The organism is Nitrosomonas sp. HPC101 (assembly GCF_009833125.1).
GTDB lineage: Bacteria > Pseudomonadota > Gammaproteobacteria > Burkholderiales > Nitrosomonadaceae > Nitrosomonas.
The window spans coordinates 111,233-136,174 of record NZ_QRCC01000002.1 but is presented as its reverse complement, the minus strand read 5'-3'; the positions used below and the strand labels follow the sequence as shown (position 1 = coordinate 136,174).

The window sequence follows — 24,942 nt, the reverse complement described above, 5'->3', positions numbered from 1 at the left end:
AGTTACTATACTCGCCTCGTGTTGATTTTTGCTGCTTAAAATATAACCTTGGGCTTGTTTAAAGGTGTTTCGGGGTGAGTGCTTTATTCTATGCAGATTGACCAGGATATCGAATCTTGGCTGCGCCTTGGTCTGACAGAAGGTGTAGGGGGTGGAAATTTGCGCCGGCTGTTAGTTGCTTTTGGTGATCCGGCCGAGGTGCTTGCTGCCAGTCAGCATGCGCTGGAAGGCGTTGTTAAGAAGCCGCTTGCTGCCAGCATTTTTTTGCGCAAGGTGAATGAAGATAAATTCGCCCGGACCATTGAATGGCTGAAAGATCCACTGAATTCTCTGATTACACTGGCAGATTCGGATTATCCGGATCTGCTGCTTAATATTCCGGATCCTCCTCCAATCCTTTATTTCAAAGGTCAGAGAGAATTTCTGACACGACCGGCACTGGCAATTGTTGGCAGCCGCAATGCGACACCGCAGGGGCTTGCAAATGCAGATGCTTTTGCCGAGGCTGCCAGTAACGCAGGATTTTGCGTCATCAGTGGTCTGGCGCAGGGTATTGATACCGCTGCTCATCAAGGCGGACTGCGCGGCGCATCTTCCAGCATGGCAGTGATTGGCACCGGGCTTGATCTTGTCTATCCTTCCAGGAATCGTGAACTGGCTCATAAACTGGCAGATGAGGGGGCTCTGATTTCGGAGTTTCACCTGGGGGTGCCAGCCATGAGCAAGAATTTTCCACGCAGAAACCGTATCATCAGTGGGATGTGCCATGCATGTCTGGTTGTGGAAGCCACGCTGTACAGTGGATCACTCATTACCGCCAGGCTGGCGCTGGAACAGGGGCGCGACGTGATGGCAATACCTGGTTCCATTCATTCCCCCTTGTCAAAAGGCTGCCATGCACTGATTAAGCAAGGAGCAAAACTGGTTGAGAGTATTCAGGACATTCTGGATGAGTTGAATCATCAATCCATACAACTGATCCAGTCTGTTCCAGCTGATCGTAATGGAACGGGCGGATCGGCAGGTGCGAGTGATGGCTGCGTTGATGATACCGGACTGCTGATGTATTTTGACTATGATTCAATCGACATTGATGCGCTTTGTACACGCAGCGGCTTGACGGTTGAGGTGGTATCCGCCATGCTATTGACCTTGGAACTAGAGGGCAGAGTTGGCAGTTTGCCTGGTGGGAAATACCAGCGTATTTGTTGATTCACCGGGGGTGTCCGGTGGAGTTTGTTACCCTGTTTAAGTGTTTTATAGTAGTTCTAATGTGGGAGTGCAGGGCGACTATGTTCGATATTCTTGTTTATCTGTTTGAAAATTATTTCGATACCGGAAGCTGTCCGGATTCTGCGGTACTGACCCGAAAATTGACTATGGCTGGTTTTGATGATGAGGAGATTACACTGGCACTTGACTGGTTATCCGAATTTTCTCATCGTGATACGGAGGGTTATCTGACTGGGTTGGCTGAAAGTAATTCAATGCGTCATTTCACAACAGAAGAAATGGAGATTATTGATACGGAAGGGCGCGGATTCATTTTTTTTCTTGAGCAAGCCGGTGTCATTAATCCTCTGCAACGCGAATTGCTGATTGATCGTGTAATCCGTATGAATGGTGATACTTCCAGCGTGGAAAAGATAAAGCTGGTCGTGCTGTTCGATCTCTGGATTCAGGATCAGCCGACAGACAGTCATACCATTGAAAAATTATTTGTAGTCAGTGACTCCCATCAGCGACACTGATGTTTTACAGGTGCGCTTTCCACCAAGTCCACTCATGATTGGCAGCCAGGAAACCGGATGATCTGATTGACTGACGAGCCCGTGTGTCAGTTGTTTTCTGTGCCTGTAGCGGTTTATAAGTACTTTATGAGTAAAAAATTAATCATCGCCGAGAAACCTTCTGTTGCTAATGATATAGCGCGTGTCCTGGGTGGATTTACCAAGCAGGGTGACTATTTCGAGAATGATGAATACGTCCTCTCTTCTGCAATCGGGCATTTACTGGAACTGATTGTTCCCGAGGAATATGAAGTTAAGCGGGGAAAATGGAGTTTTGATCATTTGCCCGTTATCCCTCCGCGCTTTGATCTTGCTCCGATCGAAAAAACTACGGATCGACTCAAGCTGCTCAGCAGGCTGATCAAGCGTAAGGACGTTGATACATTGATCAATGCATGTGATGCGGGGCGTGAAGGTGAATTGATTTTTCGTTATATCGTGCGTCATACCGGCAGCAAAAAACCGATTAAGCGTTTATGGCTGCAATCTATGACGCCAGTAGCCATACGGGAAGCTTTCACAAACCTGCTGGAAGATAGCGAGATACAGCCTCTGGCAGATGCGGCCGTCAGCCGTTCTGAAGCGGACTGGCTGGTGGGTATTAATGGCACGCGTGTCATGACCGCATTCAATTCACAGGAGGGTGGATTTCATAAAACAACAGTCGGGCGTGTGCAGACACCTACACTTGCTATACTGGTCGAGCGGGAAGAGGCGATCAAGAAATTTGTAGCCAGGGATTATTGGGAGGTTCATGCCGTTTTCCAGGCAGAAAACGGCCTCTATAAGGGGAAGTGGTTTGATGAGCACTTTAGCAAGCGTAAAGATGAATCTGAATCCAGAGCAGATCGGATTTGGGATCATGCCAAGGCTGAAGCGATTCGGGCTAAATGTCACGGGCAAACCGGGATTGTTTCTGAAGAAAGCAAGCCGGCCAGAGAAAACTGTCCTTTACTCTACGATCTGACCAGTCTGCAACGGGATGCTAACAGCCGTTTTGGTTTTTCTGCCAAAACGACACTAGGGCTTGCTCAGGCCTTATATGAAAAGCATAAGGTACTGACTTATCCTCGTACTGATTCGCGTGCGCTTCCTGAAGATTATCCTGAAACGGTCAGGGATACGCTGCAAGTGCTGCAGGAATCTCGCTACGGTCAGTTTGCCAGCCAGATTCTGAAATCCGGTTGGGTAAAACCGAATAAACGGATTTTCAATAATGCGAAGGTTTCAGATCATTTCGCAATCATACCCACTGCACTTGTTCCAAAAAAGCTCAATGAAGCAGAAGAAAAGCTTTACGATCTGGTCACCAAGCGGTTTCTGGCAATTTTTTATCCAGCGGCTGAATTTCTGATCACGACTCGCATTACAAAGGTAGCGGATGAGCTGTTTAAAACGGAAGGCAAGGTTCTGGTACATGCTGGCTGGCAGGCTGTTTATGGCAAGGTGGAATCCACCCGCGGACAGGAAGAAGAATCGGTACTGGTGTCAGTAACACCGGGTGAGATAGTTCTCGCTCAGGAGGTTGCTGTGATTGCCAGCCAGACGCGCCCTCCTGCCCGATATAACGAATCGACGTTGTTGTCCGCGATGGAAGGTGCTGGAAAACTGGTGGAGGACGAGGAGTTGCGTGCGGCCATGAGTGCCAAGGGGCTGGGTACACCTGCCACGCGTGCTGCCATCATAGAAGGTCTGATTCATGAAAATTATGTTGAGCGCTCGGGAAGAGAGTTGCAGCCGACCGCCAAGGCGTTCTCGCTGGTGACGCTGTTGCGGGGGATCAAGGTTCCTGAGCTGATTTCACCCGAGCTGACTGGAGACTGGGAATTCAAATTGCGCCAGATTGAGCAGGGTCAGCTTAAGCGCGATGTTTTCATGGAGAAGATCGCCGCGATGACCCATCATATTGTCGAGCAAGCCAAAAATCATCGGGGCAAGACTATCAGCGGAGATTTTGCAACGCTCCAGGTACCTTGTCCGAAATGTGGTGGCGTAATCAAGGAAACCTACAAAAAATTCCAATGCCAGCAATGTGATTTTGCCGTGTGGAAAATTTTGGCAGGTCGGCAGTTCGAGGTGAATGAAATGGAAACATTGATTTCTGACCGCGAGATCGGTCCCTTATCAGGCTTTCGTAGCAAGATGGGACGCGCATTCAATGCCCTTGTCAGATTGACGGATGAGCATGAAATGAAGTTTGATTTTGGCAATGAGGCCACTCAGGCGGAAGAGGAAGTCGATTTTTCGGCGCAACAAGCGCTTGGAAAGTGTCCTCAATGTGGCCATTCCGTATATGAGCACAAGTTATTTTATGTTTGTGAGAAGGCAGTAGGATCAAGTCCTTCCTGTAGTTTCAGGACCGGGAAAATCATTTTGAATCGCTCCATTGATCCGGAACAGGTGGTCAAGCTGCTGCAGACAGGCAGAACCGATTTGTTGGCAGGATTTATTTCCAAAAAAGGGCGGCCTTTTTCTGCCTACCTGGTTGTGGGGCCGGAAGGTAAGATCGGATTCGAGTTTGAACAGAAAAAAGCAAAGAGCAAACGTATTAACGCTGTTCCGGAAACCGATAAAGCGGCTTCCTGATTCTACCGGTGGATAGTTTTCGTTTTATATTCCCGGAACAAACGTCAGATCAGCCATATACATAAATAATATAGCGAATGATGCCAGAAACGGCAGTGATCAGAACGGATAGACAGCCTACCAGTGCGAGCCCCTCGACTACGAAGAAAGACAGTGCATGCCCCAAGCTTTTGTATTCCATTTCACCTGATTCATTGCGGTGCCGGTCTTTGCGAACTTTAATCCAGTAGAGGATCATAAAAGCGATCGGAAAGGCCAATATAGAATAAATCAGGGTGGCTATCGGTGAAGAAGTATCTTCCATCAGTTGACCTCATAAAACTATTATAAGAAAAGGGTTGTATTGTATTTGATCTTAAGGGGCTTTAGTAGAGTCGGCTGCGTTAATGTTCCCGCCAGCTAAAATAGTTGATTTGCAGACGAGTTGAATTTGGTAGAGGCTGCATGGCATTCAAAATACTGGGGATTAAGGCGGCAGAAGATTGTATTGGTTGAATAATTTGGAAACAGGATGGCCACTTTAATATGCATTTGCTTAAGGAGCCTTCGCAAAACTAGCTGCGTTGTCATTTCTACGTTAAAAGTCAGCGCAAAATACTCATGATTACGTATAAACTTCGTTTTTACCGGCTTCTGCCTTGAGCTGGCTGCCTCGCTAACGTTTTTCAAAGGTTCCTTAACTTGACACGACTCACGCAACTGACGATTACTGTCGAACAAATGAAAAAAAATCCTTATGTCTTGATTAACTCCTGTCTTTTGTCTGCAAAAGGGCGTTAGCACATGGAATGGCTTGATCTTCCTCTGGCGCGTTGTGCAACAGGTCATGTACGTTTGCCGGGTTCCAAAAGTATTTCCAACCGTATTCTTTTGTTATCTGCACTTGCTCAGGGCGCAACAACAGTCAGCAATCTGCTCGAATCCGATGATACCGAACGCATGCTGGACTCACTAAAAATACTTGGAGTGGCCATTGTCCGTATTGATGAAGGTTGCTATCGGGTAACGGGGTGCAATGGAAAGTTTCCCGTAAAAAAGGCGGATCTGTTTCTGGGTAATGCGGGGACGGCTTTCCGTCCGTTAACTGCAGTATTGTCATTTATGCGTGGACATTATCGTCTTTCCGGTGTGCCGCGTATGCATGAGCGTCCAATCGGCGATCTGGTAGATGCGTTGCGCCAGATCGGGGCTGTTATTACTTATCCTGAGCGCATGCACTTTCCTCCGCTGGAGATCCACCCGGCTGCAATCCATCCGGCTGATATTACTATCAATGGCAATATTTCCAGCCAGTTTCTCAGTGGGCTGCTGATGGCACTGCCTCTGACGGGTGAACCGGCGACTGTCATTGTCAATGGTACGCTGATCTCGCAACCCTATGTAGCGCTTACCATTGCACAAATGGCACGTTTTGGCGCACAGGTTGAGCAGGAATCCTGGCGGAGGTTTATTCTGCCAGGAAGCCAGGTTTACCGCAGTCCGGGGAAAATGACCGTTGAGGGGGATGCATCTTCCGCTTCCTATTTTCTTGCTGCCGGAGCCATCGCAGGTGGTATGGTACGCGTCGATGGCGTAGGGAGTGATAGCTGTCAAGGAGATATCCATTTTGTTGAAGCCCTGGAAGCAATGGGGGCTCACATTAGGATGGGAAGTGACTGGATAGAATCCGGTGCCTCGAACGACAAGATCTTAAAGGCAATTGATTTTGACTGTAACCACATTCCTGATGCCGCCATGACACTGGCCACAACCGCATTGTTTGCGCAAGGGACAACCACACTCAGAAATATAGCGAGCTGGCGGGTCAAGGAAACAGACCGGATCGCGGCAATGTCAACAGAGCTCCGCAAACTGGGTGCTCAAGTAGAATCCGGGGATGATTTTCTGCGGATTACACCACCTGATGGTTCCTTGAAGGCCGGTGCTGTTATCGATACCTATGATGATCACCGGATGGCGATGTGTTTTTCCCTGGTATCCCTGGGCACACCGGTGCGCATCAATGATCCACATTGCGTGGCCAAAACTTTTCCGGATTATTTTGAAAAATTTGCGGCAGTTACGCATCAGTAATTTCCAGAAACGCATCGAATCTGAATTTTAAAGAACACAACTTGAATCCGGAGGAATCTTGTTCGGATGGAATGAATCATGAAAAATCAATATATTCCGGTAATTACGCTGGATGGCCCTTCCGCGTCGGGGAAAGGTACAATTGCTCGTCTTGTATCGCAGGCGCTTGGGTTTCATTATCTTGATAGTGGCGTGCTTTATCGTCTGGTGGCGCTGGCTGCAATGAAGCGTAATGTGGATACCAGTGATGAGCAAAAGGTGGTTGGTATTGCCCGATGCCTGGAGGCGTCTTTTGCGGATTCGTTAATCTGGCTGAATGGGGTGGATGTAAGCGATGCAGTTCGTGCAGAAGCATGCGGAGAGTATGCTTCTCAAATCGCACAATATCCTGCTCTCAGAGCAGCGTTGCTGGAGCGTCAGCGGAATTTTCGCAAACCGCCGGGTCTGGTGGCTGATGGGCGTGATATGGGATCAGTTATTTTTCCTGATGCCATGCTGAAAATATATCTGACTGCCAGTGAAGAAGAGCGTGCGTGCCGACGCCATAAGCAGTTGATGGAGAAGGGAATAAATGCTAGTATCGCGGAACTTATCCAGGCACTTCGCGAGCGTGACGAACGTGATAGCAAACGTGTCGCGTCACCGCTGCAACAGTGTGAAGATACATGTTTACTGGATACGACTGGTCTCGATATAGACCAGGTTGTCGGAAAGGTATTGGGTATGTATGCCGACTCCGGCAATACTGGATAACTTTGAATTCAAGTTTTTATTGTTGTTTTTATTAACCAACCAACCTGTCCTCTTTATTCTTTTGAGGGGAATTGTTTACGATCGGGTATTTTTTAAATGACTATTGCAACCAGTGTAGCGGATTCTACAGAAAGCTTTGCCGAACTTTTCAATGAAAGCCTGTCGCATAAGGAAATGCGTGTAGGTGAAGTGATTACTGCTGAAATTATTCGTGTTGATTACAATTTTGTTGTAGTTAATGCAGGACTGAAATCCGAGAGCTATATCCCGATTGAAGAATTTAAAAATGACAGGGGCGAGGTTGAGGCGCGTGAAGGCGACTTTGTCAGTGTTGCTATTGAGGCGCTTGAAAATGGCTACGGTGAAAGCCGATTGTCAAGAGATAAGGCAAAACGCCTGAGTGCCTGGTATGAACTGGAAGATGCCATGGAAAAAGGCACAATTGTTACCGGCATGGTCAATGGAAAGGTAAAAGGCGGATTGACAGCCACAATCAATGGTATTCGTGCTTTTCTGCCAGGATCCCTGGTGGATATCCGTCCGGTTAAAGACATGACACCCTATGAAAATAAGGAAATGGAATTCAAGGTGATCAAGCTTGACCGCAAACGTAATAACGTGGTCGTGTCCAGACGTGCGGTGCTGGAGGAAACTCAGGGAGCAGATCGGGATGAGTTGCTGGCCAGTTTGCAGGAAGGTGCGGTTGTTCAGGGGATTGTCAAGAATATTACGGACTATGGTGCATTTGTCGATCTGGGGGGTATAGATGGATTGCTGCACATTACCGATCTCGCCTGGCGTCGTGTAAAACATCCAACTGAAGTGATCAATGTGGGCGATGAAGTCGCTGCTAAGATCCTGAAATTTGATCAGGAGAAAAACCGTGTATCCCTGGGACTGAAGCAGCTCACGGAGGATCCGTGGATTGGCCTTTCCAGACGTTATCCTCAGAATACGCGTATGTTCGGAAAAGTTACCAATATGACTGATTATGGTGCTTTTGTTGAAATTGAACAGGGTATCGAGGGATTAGTGCATGTTTCTGAAATGGACTGGACCAACAAAAATGTTTATCCCTCCAAAATTGTGCAGTTGGGTGATGAAGTTGAAGTTATGATTCTTGAGATTGATGAAGATCGTCGGCGTATTTCTTTGGGTATGAAACAATGTAAGCCCAACCCTTGGGAGGAATTTTCACTGAGCCATGAAAAAGGCAATAAAGTGACTGGTCAGATCAAATCCATAACAGATTTCGGTTTGTTCATCGGGTTACCCGGAAATATTGATGGTTTGGTACATTTATCTGATCTCTCCTGGATTCAACCCGGTGAAAAAGCAATCTCTGAATTTAGAAAAGGGGATGAGGTAGAAGCGGTTGTGCTCTCCATTGACGTAGAGAAAGAACGAATTTCTTTGGGTATCAAACAGCTGGAAGGTGATCCTTTTAATATCTATGTCGCCTCACATGATAAAAACAGTATTGTCAAAGGTACTGTGAAGTCTATTGATGCCAAGGGTGCCGTTATTGCATTGACTGACGACGTAGAGGGTTATTTGCGTGCTTCTGAGCTTTCCCGTGACAAGATTGAGGACATCCGTACCCGTATTAATGAAGGGGATGAAATTGAAGCCGTGATCATTAATGTTGATCGTAAGAGTCGAAATATCAGCTTGTCGGTTAAGGCCAGGATCCGAGAGGAAGAAGATAAAGCGATCCGATCACTGGCGCCAACTCCAGCCAGTGCGGGTACTACTAATTTGGGTGCACTACTCAAGGCAAAGATCGATAGCAAGTCCTCAGAAGAATAAAGGCTGGTTATGACGAAATCCGAACTGATTTCTAGGCTGGCGGAACGTTTTCCTCAGCTGCTGGCAAAGGATGCAGAGTTAGTCGTCAAGATTATTCTGGATGCGATGGCCAAGAGTCTTGCCAAAGGAGAGCGTATCGAAATTCGTGGATTTGGCAGTTTTGATCTGAATTACAGGCCTTCGCGTACTGGGCGTAATCCAAAATCGGGCGAACGGGTTCATGTGCCGGAGAAGTATGTTCCTCACTTCAAGGCAGGTAAAAAAATGCGTGAATTGATTGATGCAGACCACGAACAACGTGGTCTGCTTGATCGAGCTACAGGCTAGGAATCTAAGAATCCACTGATTCTGAAGTACCTGCTGTGTCGGCGCGGAGAAGTATGTGCTTCATTTCCTATCGTCGGTTTCTATTGCATAAATCTGCAGTGTGCCCTTCAGGGGGGTGAGCCGGTTTTAGACTGGACAGATTCCGGGCATGTGTTTATTGCCCGGATTAAAAGAAAAGGGTAGAGTTTTACAGTTGCTGTCGGTTTTGGGTGCTATCCGGCAAATATAATCGGAATTGTTTCAGGTATTTTGATGAATACACTCTCTTTGATTTTACTGTTCTGAATTGAATCAGAAGAAATGCACATATTTATGACCCTTGTACGTCTGGTTGTTTTTTTGTTTCTGCTCAGTGTGGCCGTTAAAAATTCCGGGATGGTGACAATTCACTATTATCTTGGAATGGAGTGGGAAGTTCCCGTGGTGGTCGTGCTTTTTCTTTGTTTCACAGCAGGCGCCCTGTTCGGATATTTATCCTGTCTGGTAAAAAAAATCCGTAAAAAAACCTGATATTTCCGACCGTATGAATGATCCGGGCAGCATTGCCGCACTGGATTTTTCCAATCAGGACGCGGTATTAAATCTTGCAGCCAAGCTGGACGGCTGGTTTTCTCAAGCTCAGATTGGAAAAGAACGCTTTGCCTCGCAAGGCCCCAACTGAAAGAAATTAATGCAACTGGGCTTTGATGTTTTCCTGATTTGAAATTGCACGCTATCTGAACACAGTTGCAGTCGAACTTGATTGACTGTCGCTTTATAATCCAGGAATTCGTACTTCCGGCAGCTTTCTGGATGCGATAACGAAAATCTTCTTAAGTGCCCAATCCTGACTAGCCAGAAGACTGGTAACCAGGACGGTCGCTTTGACGCTTCTGCGAGAAATTTTTACCTGTACGCCAGCGGTAAAATCACGTTTGTGGTTTATTTTGTTTAGCGTGAGCACGGCCATGCCAATAGCCCACAAGCAAAAACGGCGTATTCCTGTTTCATGAGAAGGAATCATGCAAGTGTAGGTCATCGCATTATACAGGTGTGATTTTGCGATACCAATCAGAGTGCCCAACCCATCATGGAAACCTTGCGCAGAGTAGCCTGATTGTAAGCTGTTGAGATCAAACTCCTTTTCCAGAAAAATATCTCTTGGCAGCCAGCATGCCCCTCGTTTTCTGTCTTCCCAGATATCTTTCAGGATATTAGTCATTTGCAGCCCCTGGCCAAAAGATACAGCCAGTTTCATCAGTGTAGACTTATGCTGATTGATTTCCGGGGAATAATCGCAGAATAGTTCGGTCAGCATTTCACCAACTACACCAGCGACATGGTAGCAATAGCGATCCATTGCAGCCATATTTTCAAGCCCTGACAGAGATTCTGCTTCCTGATATGCGGCCATGCCCTGTCCCATGATGCGAATACAACGCTCCAGTGCCTGACGTTGCGCAGTATTGAAGCTGTGTGTCATTCGTATGATGGCGGATGTATTTCTGATGAGATCCAGCTCTGCTGGAATGGTGTGTTCTGAAAGCAGGGGATGCAGGAGTTGTGCAAAAGTCTCGGCTTCAGTATTGCCGCTGACGACTTCAGTAAACATTCCTGCCAGCTCACGTGTTTGCTTTGGTGTTAGCGCTCCGTCATCCTCAACAGTATCAACTATGCGGCATAATAGATAGGCATTGCCTATTACTGCGCGCAATGCCGGTGGCAGCTGAGGGATCGTGAGTGCGAAAGTGCGCGAGACACCTTGCAGAATGTGTTCCTGGTAGCGCGCATCATCGTGTGTGGCTATATCTGACATAGCTGAAGTCATATACAGATTTCAGGTTGGGAATTTTTCCAGAGCATACAAATCCTCCACAGTTTCACGCGCACGGACGAGATGCACCAAGCTGCCGTCTACCATAATTTCAGCTGCGCGCGGACGAGTATTATAATTTGAACTCATGCTCATGCCATACGCACCTGCCGACATGACAGCCAGTAAATCGTTTTTCTCTACAACCAGATCGCGATTATGGCCGAGAAAATCACCGGTTTCACAGACAGGCCCGACGATTTGGTAGGTTTTTTTCTCTCCTTTGTGCCTGGTGATTGGTAGTATTGAATGATAAGCCTGATATAGAGCAGGTCTCAGCATGTCATTCATCGCCGCATCCACAATCGCGAAATTACGGTGGGGTGTATGCTTGAGATAATGCACCCGGGTCAGCAGCAGCCCGGCATTCCCTGTCATTGAGCGCCCGGGCTCAATAAGCAATTGCTGGGGATGGTTTTCTGTAGCTGCACATAACGCCTTGACATACGCTGTTATTGTGGGAGGCGCTTCCAGATCATAACGAATTCCCAGACCTCCACCGAGATCCAGGTGGTCAATGGAAATACCGGTTGCTTGTAATCGTGCCAGCAAGTCCAGCATTTTATGAGCGGCTTCAATAAATGGCGCAATTTCAGTTAATTGCGAACCAATGTGGCAATCCAGTCCTGAAACGCGGATATGGGGAAGCCGGTGCGCCAGTGCATATATCCGTTCGGCTTCCGCAGCCGGAATACCAAACTTGTTTTCCTTCATCCCTGTTGAGATATAAGGATGCGTGTTGGCATCCACATCCGGGTTAACACGCAGGCTGACCGGCGCGGTTTTCTGCATTTGTCCGGCAACTTCATTTAATGCAATCAGCTCCATTTCTGATTCGACATTGAAGCAGAGAATATCGGCAGCCAGTGCCACACGAATTTCCTCAAGTGTTTTGCCTACGCCGGAAAAAACTGTTTTTTGCGGATCCCCCCCTGCTTTCAATACACGCTGTAATTCCCCGCCGGAAACGATGTCGAAACCGCTGCCCAGGCGAGCAAGCAGATTCAGTACAGCCAGATTTGAATTGGCTTTTACCGCATAGCAGATCAGGTGGTTCCGCTGACCGAATGCGAGGCTAAAAGCCTGATAGGCTGTACGGATTGCTGCGCTGGAATAAACATAGCAAGGCGTACCAAATTCGTCTGCAATTGCTGTCAGCGGAACTTCTTCCGCAAAGAGCTGATTATCACGATAATCAAATGAGCTGAAGTGGCTCATGGTTTTTCCTGTGTATTGTTGTTTTCGGCGGGTTGATCCTGTGGGAGATAAAGCGGACCTTTATAGCCACAGGCAGACAGAAGTAGTGACAATAAAAGAATCAGACCGAGTATGCGCATTATTGCTTTACTGAAGAAATACATGGAAAGCAGATCAATGGTGCAACATATCGGAACATATCGGAGCAGAGGTTATGGCACAGCGCTAAAAATACCATGTTTATCATTGGTGAATGTCGGATAGCCACTGTGTCAACTCATTGAACAGGTTGTCACTTACCAGCATAAAGGCCGCGACTGCACCCGCTGCGTCGGCCGTTTGAGTGGTCTGTTTGCCCAGGAAATTCCGGTGTGCGATTGGCAGACGTAAGGTTGGTTTGTATAAAGAAGCACGCAATTGAACAACAGCCTGGCTGCTATCTGGTGTGGTGAAGATCTGAGTGAACTCACTCAGATCAAGTTTTAACAAATAGTGAGCAGGTGTGCCATTTTCTCTGTTTCCATCCTGATTCTGCTTGCCGATGCTTCCAGCTGCAAAATACTGCCTGAGGCGCTCAGTCAACAACGCTGCCGGTGGTGCATTCCAGCGACTTTCGGCATAAGTATAGACACGGGCAGGGTCATGATAGGCAAGCCGGTAGAGAATTGACTGAGTGTCCAGCCAGACAGGTGCGGTGATGTCTGCGATCTGAATGGTCGCCTGAACGGGCAGAGAATATCCGGGTGCAATAGCAGATGGCGAGCCAAGATCATACAGTGAGACAGCAGGTGGCGCTTCGGGTGTCAGTGCACACCCTGTCAATAGAACAGCCAGAAGCGTCGTAGTAATTTTCGTCATTGTTTCATCGGCTGTGGTGGCGTGAATCCGGGTTCGCCCGGGCCAGGCGAGGCAGGAGGTTTACCAAACACCAGGCTTTGTGGATTTTCTTCCAGTAAATTCAGTAACTGATTGAGTTTTCGGGTGCTCTGCGTAACAGCTTGACCGGTTTTGTTCAGACTGGCAAGGGTGTGGGTCATTTCCAATGATCCATGGGTCAGGTTATCTACCAGTCCTTGCTGTTGATTAAGTTTCTGTAGCACCTGGCTGGTATTTTCCATGACCTGGCGGGTTTGCCTGAATGTTGACGTAAATTCGCTGGTCAGTTGCGGCAAGGTTTGCAGACTGTCCTGAAACTGCCCTGTCAGTTTGTTATAGCTTTGAACTGCCTGTTCCAGCTGACTCAGGATGTTACCAATATGTGTCTGGTTCTTTTCGTTCAACAGGCTGTTTATTTGCTTGATTACGGTATTCGAGTTCTTGAGAATTTCTTCCAGGGAATCGGAAAGCGTCTTGATCAGCGAGGATCTCAGGAAAATACGTGCCTCCTTTTCCAGATAGCCGGTTTCTCCTTCAGCGATATCATCATTTAGTTCAATATATGTTAATCCGGTGATGCCCTGGCTGGCCAGTTGTGCATAGATATTTTTTGGAAGTGCTACGTGACTATTGACAGCGATACGAACAATGATATTACGTATATTTTCCTTGTCAAAGTAGATTTCCTCCACTTTTCCGATATTTACACCACGATAACGAACGGATGCTTCCGGATTCAATCCTGATACGGATCCTCCCACAGAGATTAGAGAATAATGATCGTGATTAATATTATCGCGGCTAAACCATTTGACTGCTGTGACTGCCGCGATTCCCAGGAGGAGTACGAACAAGCCGGCAGCAAAGGTATGTGCTCGATTTTCCATCAGATCCTTTCGTGATTAACCTCGGAATTATTGGGCCGGCTCGCGATTTTCGGCAAGAAGCTGTTCAGTCAGATGAGGAGCGATAATCTGCAGAAGCTGGGAAAATATTCTGGGATTACCTGCAACGATCTGCCCACTTTGCATGTAATGCCCGTTGCCTTCCAGATCACCGACCATACCACCTGCTTCGAGAATGAGCAGACATCCGGCTGCAATATCCCATGGTGCCAACCCGGTTTCCCAGAAGCCATCGTAGCGTCCGGCGGCAACGTAGGCGAGATCCAGTGCTGCAGAACCCGGGCGACGGATGCCGGCAGTCTTGGGGATCATATCCCGGAACATAGCCAGGTAGGCATCCATATGTGTGAAATCCCGGAATGGGAATCCGGTGCCGATCAAGCATTCACTCAATTGCGTCCGTTTGCCGACGCGAATACGATGATCATTGAGAAAAGCACCACTGCCACGTGTGGCAGTAAATAATTCATCACTGATCGGATCGTAGATTACAGCTTGCGTCAAAACCCCTCGGTACAACAGCGCGATCGAGACGCAGTATTTGGGAAATCCATGCAGAAAATTGGTCGTGCCATCCAATGGATCAATGATCCACTGGTATTCCGGTTTATTCGCATTCCCGCTGGCGCCGCTTTCTTCTGCTAGAATCGAATGATCTGGATACGCATCCAGCAAGATTTTGATAATGGTATCTTCAGCGACTTTATCCACTTCACTGACAAAATCGCTGTGAGCTTTGCGTGCAACAGTTAACCGATCCAGATCCATTGAGGCGCGATTAATGATATTGCCGGCCCGGCGAGCTGCCTTGACCGCAATAGTAAGCATAGGATGCATAGTAAAGATTTTACTTTAGAAACAAATGACTGGAAAACCACTATTTTAATATGAATCCCGCCACGCCGCTCGATAATGTCCGGATCGTGTTAAGTCATACCAGTCACCCGGGCAATATCGGCGCAGCTGCCCGGTCCATGAAAACCATGGGGCTGGACAAGCTCTATCTTGTCAACCCGAAATCCTTTCCGGATAGCGAAGCAGATGCTCGCGCCTCCAATGCACGCGACATACTTGAAACAGCGCGCGTATGCAGCACTCTGGAGGAGGCAATAGGCGACACCTTTCTGGCCGCTGCGCTGACTGCCCGTCGGCGTGATCTGCCGCACCCCACCTGTAGCGCAAGACAGGCTGCAATGGAGCTTATGCAGCATGCGCGCCATCATCCGGTGGCATTATTGTTTGGCCGGGAAAGTGCCGGGCTTACCTCCGCAGAGATCAGTCATTGCCAGTTAACTGTACACATCCCGGCCAACCCCGCCTATTCTTCACTCAACCTGGCCGCTGCAGTGCAGATTATGGCTTATGAGCTGCGTATGGTGCTCGAAGAGGATGCAGCCACTGCGCATTGTTCCGCATCTCGATTGCCGGATGCCGCCAGCTTGCATGAAATCGAAGGATTCCATTGTCACCTGGAACAAGTCATGATTCATAGTGGATTTATGGATCCCGAGCAACCCAAACACCTCATGCGCCGGATGCGCCGTCTGTTTGCGCGTACCCGCCTGGAAAAAGAAGAAGTGAATATCCTGCGTGGTTTGCTCGCTGCAGTCAGCCCGAAAAAACGGACTGATGGCTGATTTATTCAGCAGCCTTATGGTTGTTCGCTGCGTTTTACTTGCATTACCGACTTTGCCTTGAGCCGACTGCCTCGCTAATGCTTTGTGAGGTTCCTCAAGGTTCAAAGCACATCCGCGAATCCTTTTCTGGTTTTCTGGAACCAGACAAACCCAAGCCAGGCAATGCCAAAAGTGGCAATCCAATAAATAGCGAGCATGATGAACTCCGGTGGCTGGCCAAAATACAGGACAGCTCTGGTCTGCTCAACAACTGGCGTTAACGGATTCAGATAAAACAAGTGGCGATAGGCTTCGGGCAGTACGGTCGCCGGATAAAAAATCGGACTGAGGAACATGAGGGCTGTCGTCAGGACACCGATAAATTGCGAAATATCACGCAAAAATACACCCAGAGAAGCCAGTGCCCAGCTGAGTCCCATAACAAACAGGCAAAATGGTAAAACAATCAAGGGTAAATAAATGATGGTGAGGTGGGGAATACCAAAAAATATCAGGTAAGCCAGCAGCCAGACGATCAGGCTGACTCCCCAGCGAAACAAAGACGACAGCAGGCTGACAAAAGGCAGAATTTCCAGCGGGAAAATAACTTTTTTAACATAATTCTGATTGGAGAGAATCAGGGCGGGTGCACGATTGATACACTCTGCAAACAGCTCGAACATCATCAGCCCTGCAAACAGAATCAGTGCAAATTCTGTTTTTGAGCCTTCGCCCGTTCCCCAGCGTGCTTTAAATACGACGCTGAATACAAAGGTATACACGGTCAGCATGAAAAGCGGTACGAAAAAAGACCAGAGCAATCCCAGAAATGAGCCGCGATAACGTCCGAGTATTTCGCGTTTAGCGGAAGCGACAATTAATTCACGATTACGCCACAGACTGGCAAACATTTCTTTCGGGGTGGCAGAAAATTCACGCATCAGGCAAACACCTCGGCTTCCTTAAAAATTTTACCTTTGGCATCTTTGACGGATACCAATGGTGCGATCTTCAGTTTCGGCCATTCAATTGCCAGCGTTGTATCATCCCAGCGAATACAGCGTTCGTACTCGGGCGCGTAATAATCTGTTGTCTTGTAGAGAAAATCGGCATGCTCGCTGACGACAACGAAGCCGTGGCCAAAGCCTGGCGGAATCCATAGCTGCTGCTGATGGTCAGCGGACAGCTCAACGCCCACCCATTTGCCAAATGTGGCCGATGAGCGACGCAGATCCACAGCCACATCAAACACAACTCCACTGACCACGCGCACCAGTTTGCCTTGCGGCTGCTGTATCTGATAATGCAGACCACGCAGCACACCGTAGCGGCTGTGACTATGGTTATCCTGCACAAAATGCACAGGGTGGCCGATCGCATCATCGAAATCTTTCTGATTAAAGCTCTCCAGAAAAAAACCGCGAGCATCGCCAAATACTTCGGGCTTTAAAATCAGGATATCAGGAATGGCCGTTTTCACAACTTGCATTGCATCCCCCTTTTCAGACAGTGCATCCGATGCCGGCCATGACCGTTCTGCAGCAGCGGTTGAGCCAACACTTCCAGCCGGGATGCATCAATCCAGCCCATGCACCAGACAATTTTCTTAAGACAGGTAATTTTTAAGCCCTGATGTTGTTTCATGTGTTTTCTTGATCTTAAAGAATTTCAGTTAACAAGCGCGCCACGCCCTGCTGCCAGGGAGGTAGCGTCAGGTCAAACGTGGCTTGCAGTTTGCGGGTATCCAGACGCGAGTTATGCGGACGCTGGGCCGGAGTGGGAAAAGCGCTGGTGGGGATGGGGGCTATTTCTTTGGTTTGGATGGATGAACCCGCTTTGCGGGCATACTCAATTACAAACTGCGCATAGGCGTGCCAGGTGGTTTCACCCGCTGCTACACAATGGTACAAGCCGCCGTGCTGTGGGTGACTTTGCAGATGGCGGATGGTATGCGCCGTTACATCGGCCAGCAGTTCAGCGCTGGTGGGTGCACCAACTTGATCATCAATTACTGTCAGGCGGTCTCGTTCTTGTGCCAGACGCAGCATAGTTTTAGCAAAGTTACCGCCGCGCGCAGCATAAACCCAACTGGTGCGCAAAATCAGATGCGGGCAGCCGGATCGCTGAATCAGTCGTTCGCCTTCCAACTTGGTCTGGCCATATACCGACAGCGGTGCGGGTGTATCCTCTTCCACCCAGGGCTCGCTGCCACTGCCATCAAATACGTAATCAGTACTGTAATGAATCAGCCACGCATCTTGCCGTGCTGCCGCCTCTGCCAGTACACCGGGAGCCGTTGCATTGATTCGTCGTGCATGTTCAGGTTCACTTTCGGCTTTATCTACTGCGGTATAAGCTGCTGCATTGACGATAATGTCTGGTCGTAATGTCTGTACTGTAGCGCGGATACCTTCATGATCAGCAAGATCTCCACAATAATCTGTGCTGTCGCGCCCCAGCGCAACGATTTCTCCCAACACCGCCAGGCTGCGCTGCAGCTCCCAGCCAACCTGGCCATTTTCACCAAACAGAAGAATTTTCACGGCAGGGTTTTCTCGTTTTTAGCAATCCTTATGCGCCCCACAATCCTGTTCAGGCACCCCTCATGATCTTCACTTCCCCATACTGCTTACCCACCCACTCCCGGTACGCACCACTGGTTACGTTCTCTACCCATCGTGGATTGTCCAGATACCACTGCACGGTTTTGCGGATACCGGTTTCAAACGTCTCGGCTGGTTTCCAGCCCAGTTCGCGTTCTATCTTGCGGGCATCAATGGCATAACGACGATCATGACCCGGGCGATCTTGTACGTAGGTAATCAGGCGGCTGTAGGGGCCTTCCGTGTTGGGGCGCAGTTCATCCAGCAGGCGGCAGATCGTTTGCACGATCTGAATGTTGGGCATTTCGTTCCAGCCGCCGATGTTGTACACCTCGCCCGGTGTGCCCGCTGCCAGCACACGGCGAATGGCGCTGCAGTGATCCGCAACATACAGCCAATCCCGCACTTGTTGACCATCACCATAAACGGGTAACGGTTTGCCGTGCAGTGCGTTGTTGATGACGAGCGGGATCAGTTTTTCCGGAAACTGATACGGCCCGTAATTATTACTGCAATTGGTCGTCAGAACCGGTAAACCATAGGTATGGTGATATGCTCGTACCAGATGATCAGATGCTGCTTTACTGGCTGAATACGGGCTGTTGGGTTGATAAGGGTGGGTTTCGGTAAAGGCCGGATCAGTTTTGGATAATGTGCCGTAGACTTCGTCAGTGGAGACATGCAAGAACCGGAAGGCAGTCTTAGCTTCACCCTGCAGGCTGTTCCAATAGGCTTTTGCTGCTTCCAGCAGACGAAAAGTTCCTACGATATTGGTCTGGATAAAATCCTCCGGCCCGTGAATGGAGCGATCCACATGGCTTTCGGCAGCAAAGTTGATGATGGCTCCGGGTTGATAATGACTCAGCAGCTGTTCCAGCAGTGCGCTATCGGCAATATCACCCTGTATAAAGCTATGACGGGTATCATTCTGCACCGTTGAGAGGTTTTCACGGTTACCCGCGTAGGTGAGCTTGTCCAGACTGATGACAGACTCATCCTGTTCCGCCAGCCAATCCAATACAAAATTCGCACCGATAAAACCAGCAGAACCAGTTACAAGAACCGTCATAAATTAAATTTTTCCGAAGATCGCAGCAACAATCAAGCCAAGATTACCAAGCAGCTTCTGGCGATAGATGCCACTGCGTTTAAGGTAGATGAGCCGTGGAATCAGACGCATTTGCCGGGCTTTGGCAAAGCAATCCAGGATTTTCCGGTTTTCCGGTGTCAGCCGATGTTCCAGCGTGCGTATCGCCGTAATATTGGCTTCGTTATACTTCCGAAAATACCCCTGCCACAGCATGCGGGCACGAGTAAAACGGGCCGGCCATGTGTTATTTACGCCAACAAGATTATGATCATGCTGGCGGTAGCGGGTTGTTGGCAACCTGTCATATAAAACCTGTCCACCACAACCGGTTACCACCATGTACAACCACCAGTCATGACTGATAACAGAGAGATCTTCTCCCGCTTCACACAGTAATTTTCTGGCGCCGTCGTTAAAAACCATGGTGTTACCGCCCCCGATACTTTGTACCAGGGCATTGGAAAAACCTGGCGGTCTGGGAAAAAGCGGAGACAGGCCAATCGGATTATTGTTCGCATCCACCAGCCGGGTGCGGGAACAATATAAGGCGGGTACTGTATCACTTACAGTTTTCAGTAGATTGACCGCCCGTTCCAGCTTACCTGCTTCCCAAATATCATCCTGATCCGAGTAGGCATAGAAATCAGCTCCGGAGTCTACCTTGCAGCTCAGTGAAATGAAATTAGCCGCAAAACCTTTAACAGGCCCGGTAAAAATAGTTAAGCGGCCAGCTGGCCACTTCTGCCGGTATTCCTCCAGAATAGCGCGCGTGCTGTCTGCAGAACCATCGTCCGAAACCCATACCTCCCAGTTGGAATACGATTGAGCAGCAAATGAATCAAGCTGCTCTGCAAGATAACGCTGGCCATAATAGGAACAAAGCAGAATGGCCACCTTGGGTTGTTCTTGATTGACAACTTGATCAGCCGCAGCGGGTACTGCCGCTGGCATAATCTTGATACTCAGAGCGCTCCTGAGCAGTTTTTCTGTCGGTGCGCCATCCGTGCGCACCCGGATATTCTGATTCATCAGGCTGTTTTATCTGTTTCTGTAAAAATTATTGCTCACAAAGTACCTGGCTTCGGACATCTGAAATGTGAGAAAGCTCAAAAAAACAGGACAACCTCTTTGTAAGCAGCAGAAAATATGGCGCGGAAGGCCGGAAAAATACATGCACACTGCGGCCAGACGCCACCAACAAAAAAACAGGCATGATCAACACCACCAAGAATGCTGCGCTGATTTTCTCACAACCTGTTAGAGTCGAAGCTATTTTTATGTCGGTAGTATAAAACAACAATATGATTTCCGAAATTGTCGCCAGTAGGGTGATCTGGAAAGTCAGCTGTTTTAACACCACAACTTCTGGATTGCTTCACGCCTGCGGTGTTTGCAATGAACTGTGCTTGGTGCCAAGCGAAATCAGGTGAGGGCTTTATAAAATACAGCAGGCAGGGTGCAATAACCTGTCTACTATGCAGACGTTCAGCCAATGGAGGAATAATAAGGGATCCCATTCCTCCATGCTCCCTTTAAAGAGGGAGTTTGTGGCTTGTGTCTGATGTGTATCTTTTTTATAATTAGACAATTTATTGTACAAGTAAGGTTGCCATGAAGGTTGTTACTTATTCGCATGCGCGCAATGCGCTGAAGTCTGTTTTGGATGATGTCATTCAGGATGCTGATGTAGTTATTATTAGTCGCCGCGATGCAGAGGGTGACGCCGTGGTGATGTCGCTGGATAGCTATAACAGCATCATGGAAACACTGCACTTAACCAGTAATCCGGCAAATGCCGCCGCCCTGGCTAGGGCAATTGCTCAAGACAAGGCAAGACAGGCACAAGACCATCCATTGCTTTCCGCCGATTAATTGTGCGAGTCATTCGTTTTGTTCCTGATGCGTGGGAGGCTTATCTTTACTGGCAAGATCAGGACAAAAAAACGCTCAGGCGCTTGAATTCGCTGATTACCGCCACTGCTCGTGATCCATTTGTTGGTATTGGCAAACCGGAACCACTTCGGGGTGAATTATCGGGCTATTGGTCAAGACGTATCGATGAAACTAATCGCCTGGTTTATCGTGCTACTGATATCGAATTGGTGGTTATTGCCTGTCGATTTCACTATGAATGATGAAGCAACAGAGGACACCTGTTAGCTGGCCGGAGTCAATCGGCTGAAGAAATGGAATCCATGCCGGTGTGAGCAGAAAAGACCAGAATCAGTTAAAACATTCCTTTTTCCATTATTCCATTACACTTTGAGGATGGATCACGACCACAGCTACAAACTGTTGTTTTCTCATGCCGAAATGGTGGCGGATCTGCTGCGCGGCTTCGTGCGGGAAGACTGGGTGCAGGAACTGGATTTTTCCACCCTGGAAAAAATCAACGGCAGCTATGTCAGCGACGACCTGAGAGAACGCCATGACGACATCATCTGGCGGCTGCGCCGGAAAGAGGATCCGGCTGGAGAATGGGTGTATGTCTACCTGCTGCTGGAATTTCAATCTTCGGTTGACTGGTTCATGGCCGTACGCATCATGACCTATGTCGGCCTGCTGTATCAGGACCTGATTCACAGTGAATCCATCCAGGCCGGCAAACGTTTGCCGCCGGTACTGCCCATCGTTTTATATAATGGAGACAATCGCTGGCAAGCGCCGATTGACATCAGCGCACTGATCTATCCGGCACCTGGCGGACTGGAACGCTACCGCCCGCAGCTGAACTACCTGCTGCTGGATGAAGGCAGCTACCATGAACACGAACTGGCAGAACTGCGCAACCTGAGTGCTGCTCTGTTCCGGCTGGAGAACAGCCGCACCCCGGACGATGTCAAAGATGTATTGCAAGCGCTGATCGACTGGCTACAATCTCCTGAACAGACATCGCTGCGACGGGCATTTACTGTCTGGATCAGACGGGTATTTCTGCCTGGCAGAATGCCAAACATTAGCTTCGACGAAATTCACGACTTACAGGAGGCACACGACATGTTGTCAGAACGCGTCAAGGAATGGACCAAAGACTGGAAACAGCAGGGTATTGAAGAAGGCATTGAGCAAGGCATTGAGCAAGGCATTGAGCAAGGCATTGAGCAAGGCATTGAGCAAGGCATTGAGCAAGGCATTGAAAAAGGCATTGAGAGGGGCAGGCTGATCGGATTGCAGCAAGGTGAGTCGACATTTTTGCTGTGGTTGCTGGAGCGCAAATTCGGCCCGCTCGACCATGCTGTTGTTACCCGCGTCAATACTGCTGATTCTCAAACACTGCAGCACTGGGGCGAGCGCATTTTGACAGCACAAACTCTGGATGAGGTATTTAGCGGCGCAGACTGATTGTTGTACTCTCGGATCGTCACAGCTTGCGGCTTCCTCGTAAGGACGGTGATTAAGTTTTGTAGGGTGCACCATGTGCACCGCATCTGCTGTTTATGTTGGCCACAATCCGTGTTTTCACCGTGATGATGCATGGATATCGTATTCCGGCCTTGCTGCTATCGTTATTGGTCGGTGCACATGGTGCCCCTGCGACTCACACCACCGCCGCATGATGCACAAAGTGTATCCTGCCACTAAATACGTCTATTCCAAACGAGAACTCAAGCACAGGATGACGGGTTTCAGTATTTCTTTCCGATCTCTGAAAGAATGAAGCAATCCAGCCTCCTTGCAATCGACCAGCTGGATTATTCCGGTGTTCGCAAGGATAATGACGGTTTACCCGGCTTTTTCCTGAACAAAAGCCCGGGAGATCCTTCAAAAGCATAATATCATCGTTAATTTTTGATATAAAAATGGACATCAACAGTCTTAACACGAGCAGGATTAACCTCGAATCAATCAGGAACATACTGAATAAATTACTGTCTTTTATCGCGAACGTATTTGTCCCCAGCCACAGACCTACAGACTACAGCGAAAAAAAATTTGCCATGCCTCAAATATCCACTCTGAAACGTTGCCAACACATCTTTACAACTGCATAACAACCCATCGCATCCTATAAAATACCGCACATCAAACGCAAAATATTTTGAGTAATCTTTTCAGTAGCAATCAGCCTGCATGAACGATAAAGACACCATGGACCAGGAGCAGGATGACATCGCCATCCGAGTCAGCAATCTTTCCAAGTGCTACCAGATCTACGACACCCCGCGAGATCGGCTCAAGCAATTCATCCTGCCCCGGATACGACACGCTGTTGGCAGACAATCCGCGCAATACTTCAGAGAATTCTGGGCACTCAAGGATGTATCGTTTGAAGTAAAAAAAGGGGAAACCATCGGCATCATTGGCAAAAACGGCAGTGGCAAATCCACGTTGTTGCAGATGATCTGCGGCACCCTTAATCCCACTGCCGGCAGCATTACCACTCATGGCCGCATTGCCGCGTTACTGGAACTGGGCTCCGGCTTCAATCCGGAGTTTACCGGGCGTGAAAACGTATACATGAACGCCTCGGTGCTAGGGTTAAGCAAGGAAGAAATCGATCAACGTTTTGATGATATTGCTACCTTTGCGGATATTGGCGAGTTTATCGAACAGCCGGTTAAAACTTATTCCAGCGGAATGTTCGTACGATTAGCTTTTGCCGTAAATATTATGTCGCAGCCCGAGGTTATGGTAGTGGACGAGGCTCTTGCGGTTGGAGATATGGCATTTCAAGCCAAATGTATGACAGCGCTTCGTCGCTTGCAAGATAAAGGCGCTACAGTTCTTTTTGTAAGCCACGATATCAGCAGCATTAAAAGCCTGTGCTCACAAGCCATCTATCTCGAACATGGCCTGATGAAAGCTTTTGGTAAAGCTGCTTCTATAGCTGAGGATTATGAGCGAATAGTTCGTGAAGAAATGAATTGTGATGTACAGGCAGTGCCTATGCTGATAGATAATTCATCGCCTGAACGCTCTATTTCCTCATCAAAAATAAATAAATCGCTGGTTTTCAAAGTGTCAAATGAATTCGATGAGAGAGCAAAACTGTTCCGCTATGGCAAAGGGGGGGCGCGGATCCGGTTTGCTGAGTTGGTTGATATGAATGATCAGCCAGTGGTATCGGCTGAATTTAACCAGCAGGTAAAAATAAGAATCTACCTGGATGTACAGATTGATGTTGTTATATCTGCGAATTACTACATACAGGATGACAAAAAGAATCTGATTCTGGGGGCGGGGTTATCAACAGTTGGTGAACCACTGTTACATGGCGTTCCTGATAATCGTTACTCGGTGGCTTATACAACACGACTACCGATACAGGAAGGAAATTACAGTATTCAATTGCAATTAACAAAACCTGTCATTGCAGATCAGTCTGCAGAATTTCTTGATGTAATAGATGATGCAATCGTTTTCAACGTTCAAAGAAGAGCAAACAGACGTATATGGACAAAAGTCTATATTGAAAACTCTCTGGAAGTGCATGCAGTATGAAGTATAGGCACAGCTTTCATAAT

Annotated in this window: 29 protein-coding genes; 14 read left to right on the top strand and 15 right to left on the bottom strand. The window is 48.3% G+C overall.

The genetic code is table 11. The features are described 5' to 3' along the window. Positions 1-90 precede the first annotated feature (90 nt). The 3 genes from dprA (at position 91) to ABO04_RS02480 (ending at position 4,376) form a co-directional block, all read left to right on the top strand. Positions 91-1,212: a DNA-processing protein DprA gene (gene dprA / locus ABO04_RS02490; RefSeq protein ID WP_160809044.1), complete on the top strand. Its 1,122-nt coding sequence runs from the start codon at positions 91-93 to the stop codon at positions 1,210-1,212. An 80-nt stretch (positions 1,213-1,292) separates the two neighbouring features. Next, positions 1,293-1,751, top strand: a complete 459-nt coding sequence (locus ABO04_RS02485; protein WP_160809043.1) for a DUF494 domain-containing protein — start codon at positions 1,293-1,295, stop codon at positions 1,749-1,751. A gap of 126 nt (positions 1,752-1,877) precedes the next feature. Next, the gene (locus ABO04_RS02480; protein WP_160809042.1) at positions 1,878-4,376 is read left to right on the top strand and encodes a DNA topoisomerase III; all 2,499 of its coding nucleotides are present in this window, start codon (positions 1,878-1,880) and stop codon (positions 4,374-4,376) included. Between the two features lie 49 nt (positions 4,377-4,425). On the opposite strand, the gene ABO04_RS02475 is transcribed toward ABO04_RS02480, so the two are convergent. Then, a complete protein-coding gene (locus ABO04_RS02475) occupies positions 4,426-4,680 on the bottom strand; it encodes a hypothetical protein (protein WP_160809041.1) in 255 nt (84 codons plus the stop codon). Positions 4,681-5,159: 479 nt separating this feature from the next. Between ABO04_RS02475 and aroA the strand changes: the two genes are divergently transcribed. The 6 genes from aroA to ABO04_RS02445 all read left to right on the top strand — a co-directional run bounded on the left by aroA (position 5,160) and on the right by ABO04_RS02445 (position 9,999). Next, complete coding sequence (gene aroA / locus ABO04_RS02470; protein WP_160809040.1) at positions 5,160-6,449, top strand: 3-phosphoshikimate 1-carboxyvinyltransferase; 1,290 nt, start codon at positions 5,160-5,162, stop codon at positions 6,447-6,449. A 78-nt stretch (positions 6,450-6,527) separates the two neighbouring features. After that, on the top strand, positions 6,528-7,202 hold the full coding sequence (gene cmk, locus ABO04_RS02465) for a (d)CMP kinase (protein WP_160809039.1): 675 nt from the start codon (positions 6,528-6,530) through the stop codon (positions 7,200-7,202). Between the two features lie 96 nt (positions 7,203-7,298). After that, on the top strand, positions 7,299-9,011 hold the full coding sequence (gene rpsA, locus ABO04_RS02460; protein WP_160809038.1) for a 30S ribosomal protein S1: 1,713 nt from the start codon (positions 7,299-7,301) through the stop codon (positions 9,009-9,011). 9 nt (positions 9,012-9,020) lie between these two features. Then, entirely contained in the window at positions 9,021-9,338 is a 318-nt protein-coding gene (locus ABO04_RS02455; RefSeq protein ID WP_160809037.1) for an integration host factor subunit beta, read from the top strand. A gap of 312 nt (positions 9,339-9,650) precedes the next feature. After that, a complete protein-coding gene (locus ABO04_RS02450; protein ID WP_160809036.1) occupies positions 9,651-9,848 on the top strand; it encodes a LapA family protein in 198 nt (65 codons plus the stop codon). A 13-nt stretch (positions 9,849-9,861) separates the two neighbouring features. Continuing rightward, the gene (locus tag ABO04_RS02445; RefSeq protein WP_160809035.1) at positions 9,862-9,999 is read left to right on the top strand and encodes a hypothetical protein; all 138 of its coding nucleotides are present in this window, start codon (positions 9,862-9,864) and stop codon (positions 9,997-9,999) included. Positions 10,000-10,092: 93 nt separating this feature from the next. Here the strand turns inward: ABO04_RS02445 and ABO04_RS02440 are convergent, their stop codons facing one another. From ABO04_RS02440 to ABO04_RS02415, 6 genes are all read right to left on the bottom strand, one after another. Continuing rightward, positions 10,093-11,145 (bottom strand): phytoene/squalene synthase family protein, encoded by a 1,053-nt coding sequence (locus ABO04_RS02440; RefSeq protein ID WP_160809034.1) that lies wholly within the window; start codon positions 11,143-11,145, stop codon positions 10,093-10,095. A 9-nt stretch (positions 11,146-11,154) separates the two neighbouring features. Continuing rightward, positions 11,155-12,408 carry a diaminopimelate decarboxylase gene (lysA, locus tag ABO04_RS02435; RefSeq protein WP_160809033.1) on the bottom strand — a complete coding sequence of 418 codons (1,254 nt, stop codon included), beginning with the start codon at positions 12,406-12,408 and terminating at the stop codon, positions 11,155-11,157. Continuing rightward, on the bottom strand, positions 12,405-12,527 hold the full coding sequence (locus tag ABO04_RS02430; RefSeq protein WP_164504218.1) for a lipoprotein: 123 nt from the start codon (positions 12,525-12,527) through the stop codon (positions 12,405-12,407). Before ABO04_RS02430 ends, lysA begins: the two co-directional genes overlap by 4 nt. A gap of 103 nt (positions 12,528-12,630) precedes the next feature. Next, positions 12,631-13,245 (bottom strand): ABC-type transport auxiliary lipoprotein family protein, encoded by a 615-nt coding sequence (locus ABO04_RS02425; protein ID WP_160809032.1) that lies wholly within the window; start codon positions 13,243-13,245, stop codon positions 12,631-12,633. Further along, positions 13,242-14,150, bottom strand: coding sequence for an MlaD family protein (locus ABO04_RS02420; RefSeq protein ID WP_160809031.1), 909 nt, complete (start codon positions 14,148-14,150; stop codon positions 13,242-13,244). Before ABO04_RS02420 ends, ABO04_RS02425 begins: the two co-directional genes overlap by 4 nt. 27 nt (positions 14,151-14,177) lie before the next feature. Continuing rightward, a complete protein-coding gene (locus tag ABO04_RS02415) occupies positions 14,178-15,005 on the bottom strand; it encodes an inositol monophosphatase family protein (RefSeq protein WP_160809030.1) in 828 nt (275 codons plus the stop codon). A gap of 50 nt (positions 15,006-15,055) precedes the next feature. Here ABO04_RS02415 and ABO04_RS02410 point away from each other — a divergent pair, with 50 nt between their 5' ends. Then, on the top strand, positions 15,056-15,805 hold the full coding sequence (locus tag ABO04_RS02410) for an RNA methyltransferase (RefSeq protein ID WP_160809029.1): 750 nt from the start codon (positions 15,056-15,058) through the stop codon (positions 15,803-15,805). Between the two features lie 101 nt (positions 15,806-15,906). Here ABO04_RS02410 and ABO04_RS02405 read toward each other — a convergent pair whose 3' ends face one another. The 7 genes from ABO04_RS02405 to ABO04_RS02375 all read right to left on the bottom strand — a co-directional run bounded on the left by ABO04_RS02405 (position 15,907) and on the right by ABO04_RS02375 (position 20,994). Beyond that, the gene (locus ABO04_RS02405; protein WP_160809028.1) at positions 15,907-16,725 is read right to left on the bottom strand and encodes an ABC transporter permease; all 819 of its coding nucleotides are present in this window, start codon (positions 16,723-16,725) and stop codon (positions 15,907-15,909) included. Then, the gene (gene rfbC, locus ABO04_RS02400) at positions 16,725-17,273 is read right to left on the bottom strand and encodes a dTDP-4-dehydrorhamnose 3,5-epimerase (protein ID WP_160809027.1); all 549 of its coding nucleotides are present in this window, start codon (positions 17,271-17,273) and stop codon (positions 16,725-16,727) included. Before rfbC ends, ABO04_RS02405 begins: the two co-directional genes overlap by 1 nt. After that, a complete protein-coding gene (locus tag ABO04_RS02395) occupies positions 17,261-17,428 on the bottom strand; it encodes a hypothetical protein (RefSeq protein ID WP_160809026.1) in 168 nt (55 codons plus the stop codon). The genes rfbC and ABO04_RS02395 overlap by 13 nt, the downstream gene beginning before the upstream one ends. A 14-nt stretch (positions 17,429-17,442) precedes the next feature. Continuing rightward, on the bottom strand, positions 17,443-18,327 hold the full coding sequence (rfbD, locus tag ABO04_RS02390; RefSeq protein ID WP_160809025.1) for a dTDP-4-dehydrorhamnose reductase: 885 nt from the start codon (positions 18,325-18,327) through the stop codon (positions 17,443-17,445). A 49-nt stretch (positions 18,328-18,376) separates the two neighbouring features. Beyond that, positions 18,377-19,456, bottom strand: a complete 1,080-nt coding sequence (gene rfbB, locus ABO04_RS02385; protein ID WP_160809024.1) for a dTDP-glucose 4,6-dehydratase — start codon at positions 19,454-19,456, stop codon at positions 18,377-18,379. A gap of 3 nt (positions 19,457-19,459) precedes the next feature. Further along, positions 19,460-20,506 (bottom strand): glycosyltransferase family 2 protein, encoded by a 1,047-nt coding sequence (locus ABO04_RS02380; protein ID WP_240141379.1) that lies wholly within the window; start codon positions 20,504-20,506, stop codon positions 19,460-19,462. A gap of 218 nt (positions 20,507-20,724) precedes the next feature. After that, positions 20,725-20,994 carry a hypothetical protein gene (locus tag ABO04_RS02375; protein WP_160809023.1) on the bottom strand — a complete coding sequence of 90 codons (270 nt, stop codon included), beginning with the start codon at positions 20,992-20,994 and terminating at the stop codon, positions 20,725-20,727. Between the two features lie 94 nt (positions 20,995-21,088). Here ABO04_RS02375 and ABO04_RS02370 point away from each other — a divergent pair, with 94 nt between their 5' ends. From ABO04_RS02370 to ABO04_RS02360, 3 genes are all read left to right on the top strand, one after another. Beyond that, on the top strand, positions 21,089-21,349 hold the full coding sequence (locus ABO04_RS02370; RefSeq protein WP_160809022.1) for a type II toxin-antitoxin system Phd/YefM family antitoxin: 261 nt from the start codon (positions 21,089-21,091) through the stop codon (positions 21,347-21,349). 2 nt (positions 21,350-21,351) lie between these two features. After that, the gene (locus tag ABO04_RS02365) at positions 21,352-21,612 is read left to right on the top strand and encodes a Txe/YoeB family addiction module toxin (RefSeq protein WP_345852751.1); all 261 of its coding nucleotides are present in this window, start codon (positions 21,352-21,354) and stop codon (positions 21,610-21,612) included. A 133-nt stretch (positions 21,613-21,745) separates the two neighbouring features. Beyond that, entirely contained in the window at positions 21,746-22,819 is a 1,074-nt protein-coding gene (locus ABO04_RS02360) for an Rpn family recombination-promoting nuclease/putative transposase (protein WP_160809021.1), read from the top strand. Between the two features lie 720 nt (positions 22,820-23,539). On the opposite strand, the gene ABO04_RS12305 is transcribed toward ABO04_RS02360, so the two are convergent. Beyond that, positions 23,540-23,863 carry a hypothetical protein gene (locus ABO04_RS12305; protein ID WP_345852768.1) on the bottom strand — a complete coding sequence of 108 codons (324 nt, stop codon included), beginning with the start codon at positions 23,861-23,863 and terminating at the stop codon, positions 23,540-23,542. On the opposite strand from ABO04_RS12305, the gene ABO04_RS02355 reads away from it, so the two are divergent. Further along, positions 23,768-24,919, top strand: coding sequence for an ABC transporter ATP-binding protein (locus ABO04_RS02355; protein ID WP_345852765.1), 1,152 nt, complete (start codon positions 23,768-23,770; stop codon positions 24,917-24,919). The genes ABO04_RS12305 and ABO04_RS02355 overlap by 96 nt on opposite strands. Positions 24,920-24,942: the final 23 nt, after the last annotated feature.